The 11,619-nt window shown below is 52.5% G+C and carries 6 protein-coding genes, 2 tRNA genes and 3 rRNA genes; 3 read left to right on the forward strand and 8 right to left on the reverse strand.

The genetic code is table 11. From position 1 onward, the window contains the following. Window positions 1-70 precede the first annotated feature (70 nt). Complete coding sequence (locus ACIPR4_RS15695; protein ID WP_013569649.1) at window positions 71-682, forward strand: peptidylprolyl isomerase; 612 nt, start codon at window positions 71-73, stop codon at window positions 680-682. Window positions 683-965: 283 nt separating this feature from the next. Here ACIPR4_RS15695 and ACIPR4_RS15700 read toward each other — a convergent pair whose 3' ends face one another. From ACIPR4_RS15700 to ACIPR4_RS15725, 6 genes are all read right to left on the reverse strand, one after another. Further along, on the reverse strand, window positions 966-1,265 hold the full coding sequence (locus tag ACIPR4_RS15700; RefSeq protein WP_041586136.1) for a hypothetical protein: 300 nt from the start codon (window positions 1,263-1,265) through the stop codon (window positions 966-968). A gap of 119 nt (window positions 1,266-1,384) precedes the next feature. Beyond that, window positions 1,385-1,501, reverse strand: a 5S ribosomal RNA gene (rrf, locus tag ACIPR4_RS15705). Window positions 1,502-1,649: 148 nt separating this feature from the next. Further along, window positions 1,650-4,599: ribosomal RNA gene (locus ACIPR4_RS15710) — 23S ribosomal RNA — on the reverse strand. 367 nt (window positions 4,600-4,966) lie between these two features. Then, window positions 4,967-5,042: transfer RNA gene (locus ACIPR4_RS15715), tRNA-Ala, on the reverse strand. Window positions 5,043-5,067: 25 nt separating this feature from the next. Then, a tRNA-Ile gene (locus tag ACIPR4_RS15720) sits at window positions 5,068-5,144 on the reverse strand. Window positions 5,145-5,428: 284 nt separating this feature from the next. Then, window positions 5,429-6,928 (reverse strand): 16S ribosomal RNA (locus ACIPR4_RS15725). The 16S, 23S and 5S rRNA genes sit together here with 2 tRNA genes alongside, the layout of an rRNA operon. Window positions 6,929-8,003: 1,075 nt before the next feature. On the opposite strand from ACIPR4_RS15725, the gene ACIPR4_RS15735 reads away from it, so the two are divergent. Further along, window positions 8,004-8,543 carry a DUF4337 domain-containing protein gene (locus tag ACIPR4_RS15735; RefSeq protein ID WP_013569650.1) on the forward strand — a complete coding sequence of 180 codons (540 nt, stop codon included), beginning with the start codon at window positions 8,004-8,006 and terminating at the stop codon, window positions 8,541-8,543. Window positions 8,544-8,593: 50 nt separating this feature from the next. Further along, window positions 8,594-9,535 (forward strand): branched-chain amino acid transaminase, encoded by a 942-nt coding sequence (locus tag ACIPR4_RS15740; RefSeq protein WP_013569651.1) that lies wholly within the window; start codon window positions 8,594-8,596, stop codon window positions 9,533-9,535. Between the two features lie 148 nt (window positions 9,536-9,683). Here the strand turns inward: ACIPR4_RS15740 and ACIPR4_RS15745 are convergent, their stop codons facing one another. Both ACIPR4_RS15745 and ACIPR4_RS15750 read right to left on the reverse strand, forming a co-directional pair. Beyond that, window positions 9,684-10,718 carry a serine hydrolase domain-containing protein gene (locus ACIPR4_RS15745; protein ID WP_013569652.1) on the reverse strand — a complete coding sequence of 345 codons (1,035 nt, stop codon included), beginning with the start codon at window positions 10,716-10,718 and terminating at the stop codon, window positions 9,684-9,686. Between the two features lie 62 nt (window positions 10,719-10,780). Next, window positions 10,781-11,551 carry a hypothetical protein gene (locus ACIPR4_RS15750; RefSeq protein ID WP_013569653.1) on the reverse strand — a complete coding sequence of 257 codons (771 nt, stop codon included), beginning with the start codon at window positions 11,549-11,551 and terminating at the stop codon, window positions 10,781-10,783. Window positions 11,552-11,619: the final 68 nt, after the last annotated feature.

The raw sequence follows: 11,619 nt of genomic DNA on the forward strand, positions 1-11,619 counted from the left end.
GAGAGAAAAGAGGCCGAGAGAAAATTGTTGATATCATTTTGTAAATTGTCAGCAGTGCTATTCTCGTACGATGACCCGCTTCTTATTGCTGGGGATGTTGCTTAGTTTGCCTGTATGTGCACAGCAGACCAACCCTCATATACTTCTCCACACCGATCTTGGCGACATTGAATTGGAAGCCGACGCAAGACAAGCGCCAGCGACCACTGCAAACTTCCTGCGCTACGTAAATGGTGGATTCTATGATGGAGGTGCTTTTCACCGCACTGTGACTCCACAGAACCAACCTGACAATCTGATCAAGATTGAGGTTATTCAAGCGGGCATCAATCCCGACTTGGAGAAAAAAATTTTCCCTGCAATTGGTCTTGAACGAACGAATAAGACCGGCCTCCATCATGTCAATGGCACGGTCTCGATGGCCCGCAATGTCCCGAACTCTGCAACATCTGAGTTTTTCATCTGCATCGGCGACCAGCCAGAACTTGACTTCGGAGGAAAACGAAATCCAGATGGCCAGGGCTTTGCCGCATTCGGGCACGTTGTCCGGGGGATGAGCGTGGTTCGTAAGATCCAGTTATCGTCGGCAGAGGCACAGAAGCTTACGCCACCCATTGGAATTCTTTCTGCAACAATTGTAAAAACCAGAATCAGCCATACTCGCATCGAACAGCCTCAATAGATGGAGTGAACGAAGTGATACAAGCAATTCGCCCATTCTTGGCTCACCGTCTCTTATTACTTCTGTCGCTCAACGAAGTAATAAGAGAAGTCCACACCTATTGTTCGGATCATCTGGCACACTATCGTTTCTGGCGCGCCTCGAAGCCTCATGATAGCGCTCTGAGCGCCCGATTCCTTCACAAAGCCCCGCTCTCTTCTTCGGATGAAACCTCGCTGTGCAAGCCGAAAAGATCCTACGGAAATTTGGCGTGAGGGATGGCCCCTACCTCGCCGACGTCGTTTTACTGATGGCGAAATAAGCAGTGCGCATGCAGTCGCCGCAGTTGGTCTTCGCAGGGGTAGACACGCTCCATTTCAGAGCGTGCAAGAAGGCTGGTATTTCGCTCTTCGGGAGTAATTTGAACGCCTACTGGTCTCCGGGGGAAACTGGCCTGGACTAGCGTCGCTTTTGCTTCGATACCATATCCGGCGTCTCGTTGTATCAGATCGAGGCCACCCAGCGGAAGCGTCAGATCTTCCTGCCTCATCACGACCTTGTTCATCGTGATTTCGATTTCCAGGCCAGCGAAAACGGCCTCCACCTAATTTCTTCGACTTCTAGACATGACGCTCATCTTTATCCATTGCGAAGACACTGCTTGAGAATAGCTTCAAACGTAACAAAGCCCACTCCGAAGAGTGGGCTTTGCTTTTGAAATAATGCCGGCGACCACCTAATCTCCCACACAGTCACCCGTGCAGTACCATCGGCCCAGCGAGACTTAACTTCCGTGTTCGGGATGGGAACGGGTGTGGCCCTCGCGGTATTTTCACCGGCAAATTGTCGAATGATCGCGTTGCGATCTTTCACGACTGAATAGATTGGGCTAGAGGTATTTCCTGTTTGTTTCTATTAGTAACTACATGGCTTGTGTCGAGAATCTCTTCGAACAGACTATATAAAACATCTGCGCAGAGTAAATTCTATGGACAAGCCGAACGGGCGATTAGTACTGGTAAGCTACACGCATTACTGCGCTTCCACATCCAGCCTATCAACCAGGTGGTCTTCCTGGGCCCTTCATTTCCCTTTTGGGTTGGGAGATCTCATCTTAGGGCATGCTTCCCGCTTATATGCATTCAGCGGTTATCATAACCGAACTTCGCTACCCAGCCGTGCCTTTGGCAAGACAACTGGAACACAAGAGGTTCGTCCATCCCGGTCCTCTCGTACTAAGGACAGCCCCCTTCAAATCTCCTACGCCCACAGCAGATAGAGACCGAACTGTCTCGCGACGTTCTGAACCCAGCTCACGTACCGCTTTAATAGGCGAACAGCCTAACCCTTGGAACCTTCTACAGCTCCAGGATGCGATGAGCCGACATCGAGGTGCCAAACCGAAGCGTCGATATGAACTCTTGGCTTCGATCAGCCTGTTATCCCCGGCGTACCTTTTATCCGTTGAGCGATGGCCCTTCCATACAGAACCACCGGATCACTAAGGCCTGCTTTCGCATCTGCTCGACTTGTAGGTCTCGCAGTTAACCACACTTATGCCTTTGCACTCGACGGTCGATTTCCAAACGACCTGAGTGTAGCTTCGCGCGCCTCCGTTACAATTTAGGAGGCGACCGCCCCAGTCAAACTACCCGTCTTACTATGTCCCTCTCCCAGATAATGGGAGCAGGTTAGGATCACAACAATCGCAGGGTGGTATCTCACCGTTGGCTCCACCAAAACCGAGATCCTGGTATCAAAGCCTCCCACCTATCCTGCGCAGCAATTGCCGTAAACCATAGTAAAAGTATAGTAAAGGTGCACGGGGTCTTTTCGTCTAGCTGCGGGTAACCGGCATCTTCACCGGTACTACAAGTTCGCCGAGCAACTCGTTAAGACAGTCGAACGATCGTTACTCCATTCGTGCAGGTCGGAACTTACCCGACAAGGAATTTCGCTACCTTAGGACCGTTATAGTTACGGCCGCCGTTCACCTGGGCTTCAATTCAGAGCTTCGACTTGCGTCTAACCCCTCCTTTTAACCTTCAGGCACCGGGCAGGAGTCAGCCCCTATACGTCGTTTTAGACTTTGCAGAGACCTGTGTTTTTGTTAAACAGTCGCCGTTCGCGTTTCACTGCGGCCACCTCGGGCTATAAACCCTAACGTGGCGACCCTTCTCCCGAAGTTACGGGTCTAATTTGCCGAGTTCCTTAACAAGCTTTCACTCGAGCGCCTTTGGATATTCTCCTCGTCTACCTGTGTCGGTTTGTGGTACGGTTCCCAATCCCTCTCCTTAGAGGTTTTTCTTGGCAGTGTGAAATCAGCAGCTTTCAGGCATACGCCTTACTGTTTTGTACCTCACTGTTAAGTCTCAACGGATTTGCCTATCGAGACCAGCTTACGTACATCAACCCCCATAGCCATAGGAGGGCCTGCTTATCCTTCTGCGTCACCCCATCGTAATAACGAGGTACTGGGAGGTCCGGAATATTAACCGGATATCCATCGCTTACGCCTTTCGGCCTCAGCTTAGGGACCGCCTAACCCTGAGCGGATTAACCTTCCTCAGGAAACCTTAGACTTTCGGCGTGAAGGGTTCTCACCTTCATTATCGCTACTTATGCCGGCAGGGTCTCTTCTCGAAACTCCAGTAGTCTTCTCAGTCTACCTTCATCGTCGCGAGAATGCTCTCCTACCACGCACACTAAAAGTGTGCATCCGCTGCTTCGGTATATAGTTTTAGCCCCGTTGTATTGTCGGCACCGGACCGCTTGACCAGTGAGCTATTACGCTTTCTTTAAAGGATGGCTGCTTCTAAGCCAACCTCCTGGCTGTCTGAGCGTTCCGACTTCCTTTCCCACTTAACTATAATTTGGGGACCTTAGCAGGCGGTCTGGACTGTTTTCCTCTCGACTGTGAAGCTTAGCCCCCACAGTCTGACTCCCGGGCTGGTTGTGATCGGCATTCGAAGTTTGGCTGGATTCAGTAAGCCGGAAAGCCCCCTAGTCCAATCATGTCTCTACCACCGATCCAAATCACCCGAGGCTAGCCCTAAAGCTATTTCGGAGAGAACGAGCTATCACGGAATTTGATTAGCCTTTCACCCCTACCCTCAGCTCATCCGAGCTTTTTTCAACAAACACCGGTTCGGTCCTCCAATGGGTGTTACCCCATCTTCAACCTGGCCAAGGGTAGATCATCCCGCTTCGCGTCTATTCCTGCCAACTGAACGCCCTATTCAGACTCGCTTTCGCTGCGGCTCGCTCACGCTTAACCTTGCTGACAAGAATAACTAGCCGGCTCATTATGCAATAGGCACGCGGTCAGACATTCCCTTACGGGCATAGTCCTCCCACTGCTTGTAGGCACACGGTTTCAGGTACTTTTCACTCCCCTCAATGGGGTGCTTTTCGCCTTTCCCTCACGGTACTGGTTCACTATCGGTCAGAAACGAGTATTTAGCCTTACGGGATGGTCCCCGTGGATTCAAGCAGGGTTTCTCGTGCCCCGCCTTACTCAGGTACCTGCTTCGAGTCTGGATCAATTTCGTCTACGCGATTGTCACGCTCTATGATCTCCCTTTCCAGGAAGTTCGACTATCGACCAGATTGGTAACTCTACTGTTGCAGGCCCTACAACCCCCGTTGCACCGTAATGCGACGGGTTTGGGCTCATCCGATTTCGCTCGCCACTACTTTCGGAATCGAGGTTTCTTTCTTCTCCTGGAGGTACTGAGATGGTTCACTTCCCTCCGTTCGCTTGTTCCTACCTATGTATTCAGTAGGACATACCCAGGTTTTACCTGGGTGGGTTTCCCCATTCGGAAATCTCCGGATCAACGCCTGTGTGCGGCTTCCCGAAGCTTATCGCAGCTTGCCACGTCCTTCATCGCCTGTTTCTGCCAAGGCATCCACCGTGCGCCCTTAGTAGCTTGACCATAGAATTTACTCGCACGCAGAGGTCATTGCTGACCAAAGCGCCTCATAATCTACGTTTTGATAATTTATATAGTCCGCCGTGTCAGATCGCTTCACGCATCGGAACACACCCGATACATCCACGCCTGACTGAATATTCTAAAGACACTCAACACTAAATCTTCATCGCAAGGAAACTACCCATGCTTTGAAGGCTCAGCCTTGTAGTTACATTTACCCAATCTATTCAGTTGTCAAAAATCCTCAACGCGCCTTGTAACGCGTCCACCTTGTGGTGGCATGAGCTAAGTTGCCGCCCAAGGCTCAGCACCTGGATAACTCCAGAAGCTCAACCTCATTCAGTAACTTTCCTTCGAGAGCAGATAATGGTGGAGCTGACCGGGATCGAACCGATGACATCCTGCTTGCAAAGCAGGCGCTCTCCCAACTGAGCTACAGCCCCATGATAAAGCACATAACGAGCGCAATGGTGGGCCTGGGTAGACTCGAACTACCGACCTCACCCTTATCAGGGGTGCGCTCTAGCCAACTGAGCTACAGGCCCAGCTAGATGGCTTAAGATATCTTACAACATCTCAAGCCCTCGCTGATCTTGTGGAGCTCGTTGAGCTCTCGAAAGTTTTCGAGGACACAGTTGAACGTGCGAACCGGCTACGCCGGATCTGACCATCGTAATGATCGAAGAGACTAAAAGAAGGTCTAGTTCAGGCTCCTCCAGTATTCACCCGAAGGCTTAGACTGGAAGGTTTCCGACAACTCATGAGCCACTCAGCCGAAGCTGCCCGTGATACACGGGACGTGGTCATGTGCCGGAGCGTTCTCTTTTAGAAAGGAGGTGATCCAGCCGCAGGTTCTCCTACGGCTACCTTGTTACGACTTCACCCCAATCATGAATTACACCTTGGGCGGCTGCTCCCTTGCGGTTAGCGCACCGACTTCTAGTGCAACCCACTTTCGTGATGTGACGGGCGGTGTGTACAAGGCCCGGGAACGTATTCACCGCAGCGTTCTGATCTGCGATTACTAGCGATTCCAGCTTCATGGAGTCGAGTTGCAGACTCCAATCCGAACTGAGGCCGGCTTTTTCCGATTGGCTCCCCCTCGCGGGTTCGCAGCGGTTTGTACCGGCCATTGTAGCACGTGTGTAGCCCTGGACATAAAGGCCATGAGGACTTGACGTCATCCCCGCCTTCCTCTCCGTTATCCGAAGCGGTCTCGCCAGAGTGCTCAACTGAATGGTAGCAACTGGAGATAAGGGTTGCGCTCGTTGCGGGACTTAACCCAACATCTCACGACACGAGCTGACGACAGCCATGCAGCACCTATATAGCAGTCTATTGCTAGACGCCGACGTTTCTGCCGGATTCCACTACATTTCGAGCCCAGGTAAGGTTCTTCGCGTTGCGTCGAATTAAACCACATGCTCCACCGCTTGTGCGGGCCCCCGTCAATTCCTTTGAGTTTCAGCCTTGCGACCGTACTCCCCAGGCGGATTGCTTATCGCGTTAGCTTCGGCACGGCAGGATTGGGTACCTGCCACACCAAGCAATCATCGTTTAGGGCTAGGACTACCAGGGTATCTAATCCTGTTTGCTCCCCTAGCTTTCGTGCCTCAGCGTCAGTTATGGTCCAGTGAGCCGCTTTCGCCACAGGTGTTCCTTCCGATATCTACGCATTTCACCGCTACACCGGAAATTCCACTCACCTCTCCCATACTCAAGCCCGGCAGTTTTTGATGCAGACTTCGAGTTGAGCCCGAAGATTTCACACCAAACTTGCCAAACCGCCTACGCACCCTTTACGCCCAATAAATCCGAACAACGCTTGCCCCCCTCGTATTACCGCGGCTGCTGGCACGAAGTTAGCCGGGGCTTCTTCTATGGGTACCGTCATTATCTTCCCCATCGAAAGGAGTTTACGTACCAAGATACTTCATCCTCCACGCGGCGTTGCTGCGTCAGGGTTTCCCCCATTGCGCAAAATTCCCCACTGCTGCCTCCCGTAGGAGTCTGGACCGTGTTTCAGTTCCAGTGTGTCCGTGCGCCCTCTCAGGCCGGATACAGATCATTGCCTTGGTGGGCCATTACCCCGCCAACTAGCTAATCTGCCGCGACCCCCTCTCCAAGCGCATTGCTGCTTTGACTCGTAAGTGTTATGCGGTATTAGCCCAGGTTTCCCTAGGTTATTCCCCACTCGGAGGTAGGTTAGTCACGTGTTACTCACCCGTACGCCACTTTACTCAGGACCGAAGTCCCTTTCTCGTGCGACTTGCATGTGTTAGGCACGCCGCCAGCGTTGATTCTGAGCCAGGATCAAACTCTCGTTTGAATTCTGGTTGCTTGCCTTACGACGGAGGTCGTAAGAGTCAAGCGCCTGTCAGCGCTCGAAAGGCCGACAGGTTTAAAACTAGTGAGAATGACTAAACCAAAGGCCTACTTCATCTCACGACTGGCACGTTCAACTATGTTGTCAAAGATCCTCGCCAGATCGGCCTGAGCCGTCTGCTTTGGATCAAGGACATCTAAGAGGCAAAGCCTGCTGTAGAGTGTCCTCGAACTTGATGGCGCTGTTTTCGTCTTGGTACTGACCTTCTTCATCCGCCTTGATACTCAACTACTTAGTATCTTTTGGCCCGACTACTTGTCAGTGACGTTTTGCGCGAACTCTCTAAGAGTATCGCTTTCGCTTGCCCTTGTCAATCCCCTCGCCAATCTTCTTTTCAACCCGTCAGGGAGAAGAACCAGCTGGAAGAACCAAGGCAAACCGAAACACACTCGGAAGCTCGCGAAACAGCGCACAAAATCTCAATCATCTCTAAAGTTGACTGCCATAAAAGCAGTAACTCCGAGGCTCTAGGCCTCTCTTGTAGAGCAGTGGCTTGGGTTTGGATTGGGCCGCCGTAGCTTGCCACAACAAACGCTTGGACTGCAGCTCCATCAACTCGCCGGAAGCCTCTCTGAGGCCCTATCCGTTGTCGCCATTCTTTTCTGGCAGACCGCAAGCGTGAAACGCTTACTTCTTGTTCTTTACTTCTTTGTTTTCTGCAACTTCTTGACTCTACAGGAACATTCCGCTTTCTGCAACTTCATGTTTCAGCAGGCTGCTTCTTGTTTTCTGCAACTTTCCAACTCTACAGGAACATCTTGCTTTCTGCAACTTCGTGTTTCAGCAGGCAACCTTTTGTTTCCGCAACCTCTTGACTCTACCGGATCATTTCGTTCTGTGCAACCCCTGAACACCGTCTCTTGATCGGTGACTCAGTGCGAAGCACTCACTCCCTGAACCTTTCTGAGAGTAACGAAGCATTCACGATCCCGCAAACGCGCAACGTGGAAAACCGGTGGAGAAACTCCCTACAATAGCCCTACGCCATAGCGAAAGCCTGCGTGAAATAAGGGGAAACATGGAAGCGAACGAAATTCAGGAATTTGTCGAAGACCAGGAGAAGGGACGCGAATCGCACCTCTACCCCGTCTCGTTCTCGATCAGCGTACTTGCGGTACTGGTAGCCCTTGTTACCGTCATGAGCCACCGCTCTCATACTGAAGCCATTCTCGCCCAGGCCCGTTCTACCGATGAATGGGGGCTTTATCAGGCAAAAAAGGTCCGGCAGAACCAGATCAACCTCGCCTCCGACCTTCTCGCAGTCGTGGCTCCTACCAATCCCACCGCATTGAAAGACCAGGCAGCGTACAAAGCGCACACCGCCAAGTGGGACAACGATCTGAAGGAGAGCGAAGAGCGCGCCCGCAAGTTAGAAGAAAAGGTCGAGCTCGCGGAACATCGGGCTTCTCGTTTCGATGCCGGGGAAGCCCTCCTGCAGATCGCGGTCGTTCTTTCTTCCATCACCCTCCTCACACGTCAGAGAACCTACTGGCTTTTGGGTCTGGCGATAGGAGCCGTCGGCTTAGCCTTCGCACTCACCGGATATCTGCTGCGTTAGGCGGATATACTGGCAATTACTCGCATCCAGCGATCGGTTCGGAGAAAGCTATGGCAATAGAGACGACTGAGAAGATCTGGCACAACGGAAACCTCATCCCCTGGGAGAAAGCCCAGATCCACGTCATGAGCCATGTCGTCCACTATGGCTCTTCCATCTTTGAAGGTCTGCGCACCTACGGACAGGGTGATACCGCAGGCATCTTCCGCCTTCCGGAACACATGCAGCGCTTTCTGGATTCGGCAAAGATCTACCGCATGCCGATTGACTACACCCTCGACCAACTCTGCGATGCCGTCCTGCAAGTCGTCGAAGCGAACGGCGTTGCTCCCTGTTACATCCGTCCCATCGCCTTCCGTGGATACGGCGAGGTCGGTGTGAATCCCCTTCGTTCACCGATGGAGATCTACATCATCAATTACCCCTGGGGCAAATACGTGCCTGGCAATGCAGGTGCGGATGTCTGCGTTTCAAGTTGGAACCGCCTCGCGCCCAACACCATGCCTTCTCTCGCAAAAGCTGGCGGAAATTACATGAACTCGCAGCTGATCCGTATGGAAGCTGAAGTGAATGGCTACTCCGAGGGCATCGCGCTCGATGTGAATGGATACCTCTCCGAGGGTTCTGGCGAGAATCTCTTCCTCGTGCGCGGCGGCGTGCTCTACACCACACCGCTTGCGAACTCGGTGCTCAGCGGCATTACGCGCGCGTCCATCCTTACACTCGCCAAGGAACTCAACATCCCTGTCGTCGAGCAGACTCTGCCCCGCGAGATGCTTTACATCAGCGACGAAGCCTTCTTCACCGGCACCGCGGTTGAGGTCACGCATCTGCGCTCCGTCGATCGCATTCTCATAGGAGACGGCAATATGGGCCCGATCACAAAGCTCCTTCATGATGAGTTCTTTGCCCTTGTGAACGGCAAGAAAGCCGACCGTCACAACTGGCTCACGCCCGTGAAGGTCAAATCCGCGGAAGCCGTTCCCGCATAACCTGTAACTTGCGGACGAAAAAGGGCAGCCGGAGATCGGCTGCCCTTTCTATGTCTTTCGTAATTCCTACGACATACTTTGTCCTTCCGTAGCGAAGCGAAGGAATCTGCTTTTTCAGTTATCGAGTCGAGCTAGTAACATCGACCACTTACTGCAAAGCTAACTTCGACAGCTCTTCCATAATCTGGTCTGGAGCCTTGCCACTCTCATTCCCAAGAACAATGACATTGACATCCTCCGCCGGGAAATACGTCATGTAGTTATTGAATCCATACACGCTCCCCGAATGCATCACAGTCTTATGCCCGGCAACCTCTCCCATCACAAGGCCCATCCCATGGAGCGCTTTCACAGGAGTCGTCATCTTAGTGAAAGACGCGGGCGATAGCACCTTCCCTCCAAACAGCGCATTCTCCCACTTCAAAAGATCGTGCGTCGTGGAGTGAATTGCACCCGCAGCGAAAGACACGCTCGTACTTGTATACCCTGCCCGGATGAGCACGCCATCTTTCAATTCATAGCCTACTGCGCGATGCGGAAGGATCATCGTATCCACACCAAGCCGCGATTCTTTCATTCCTACGGGACCGAAGATATTTTCCTGTAAGAACACTCCGAGATCCTGCCCACTGACTCGTTCGATCACCATCCCCAGGACGTCATAACCTGAGTTGCTGTAGTTGTACTTGGTGCCCGGCTCAAAATCCAAAGGCAGATCTCGAAACTTCTCCAGTAGCTGCGCACGCGTCTTCACCGCCGCACTCCATTGGTCATAGCCTGCAAAATCCGTCACATTCGGAATTCCGCTCGTATGCGTCAATAACTCCGCCAGCGTAATCTTCTCCCATGTCTTCGGCGTGTCCGGAAGATACTTGCTCAGCAAATCGTCCGTCTTCAACTTGCCACGTTCTTCCAGCAGCAGAACGCTCGCGGCCGTAAACTGCTTCGTAATCGAACCTAACCGAAACCGTGTATCCGGAGCATTCGGAATCGACCACTCCGCATCGGCCATGCCGTATCCCTTGTCCAGCAGAACACTGCCGTGCCGCACTACCAGCACAGTCCCCATGTACTCATGCTTGTCCACATACGCCTGCACCGCCGCATTCATCTGCTTCGAAACAGAACTCTGCGCCCCAGCGGAGATCGCCAGCAGCAACGCACAAACTGGAAGTTTTCTCATTGCGCTTACTGTAAGCGAGTCGAGCCAGGATGCAAAGCCGATGATCTGGCGAGCTACTGCAACTACGAGATGAACTTTAGAAGATTAGGACTGGGATAACACGCGCTGTCTGTTCCGACGCAAAACGTCAGGTTCCATCCCGTCTGCGTATTCGCCAATTTCGTGGGCACGTCGATGGTGAAGCTAACCCGGTCGCCTGGCCTCCAGTTCCCTTGCATCTCCGGATAAATCTTGCTTTGAGTCCGCTCTCGATTCGTGAGCTGCGTGCAATAAATTTTCACTGTATTGAAGGTCGGATTGTTCGGCTCGTTGGGAACAGTGAACGATACCTGGTAACGCACCGCATCCGGCTGATCGCTCCTGGTCACCTTGATGCCCATATTGCTCGATGCATTCACTGCCTGTAAAGCACTCGTCCCTGCTGCAGCAGTAGAGGCAACGGCATTTGAGAAAGGAATCTCCGTTTGCGGCAGCGGATACAGACACTGCTGCGTGATCTTTCCCTTGCTATCCGAGATAAAGGCTGTATCGATGAAGAAGAGCAGGTTCCGGCAGGACTGTTGCAGACTATGCGTATTAACTGCCTGTTGAATCAGGTCCGCTTGCATCTTGGCTCGATTCAACTCACGCGTGCTGCGATCGTTATACGAGGCCATCGCAAGATTGCCGACCAGTCCCAACGCCGTGGCAAGCAATCCGATCACAGCGGGATTGCTCCACTTCAGCGTCTGTGCAGACTTCTGTGCCGAAGCAAACTTATCGGCTAACTTCGGCGGCGCTACCTCCGATGCCGCATCGGATAAATCGGGAGCTTCGATCTGAGAGTGAGCCATGCGTCTCCTGCCAACGGATAAGGCCGCAGTCGCTACATTCCGACGACAGCCTCCTCCGTTGTTCTAAA

The organism is Terriglobus saanensis SP1PR4 (assembly GCF_000179915.2).
Classification (GTDB): Bacteria; Acidobacteriota; Terriglobia; order Terriglobales; family Acidobacteriaceae; genus Terriglobus; species Terriglobus saanensis.

Bases quoted from the DNA above. Each gene is read 5' to 3' on its own strand.
- ACIPR4_RS15735 (WP_013569650.1), top strand. From the start codon at position 8,004: ATGGAAGCGAACGAAATTCAGGAATTTGTCGAAGACCAGGAGAAGGGA.
- ACIPR4_RS15740 (WP_013569651.1), top strand. From the start codon at position 8,594: ATGGCAATAGAGACGACTGAGAAGATCTGGCACAACGGAAACCTCATC.
- ACIPR4_RS15745 (WP_013569652.1), bottom strand. From the start codon at position 10,718: ATGAGAAAACTTCCAGTTTGTGCGTTGCTGCTGGCGATCTCCGCTGGG.
- ACIPR4_RS15695 (WP_013569649.1), top strand. From the start codon at position 71: ATGACCCGCTTCTTATTGCTGGGGATGTTGCTTAGTTTGCCTGTATGT.
- ACIPR4_RS15750 (WP_013569653.1), bottom strand. From the start codon at position 11,551: ATGGCTCACTCTCAGATCGAAGCTCCCGATTTATCCGATGCGGCATCG.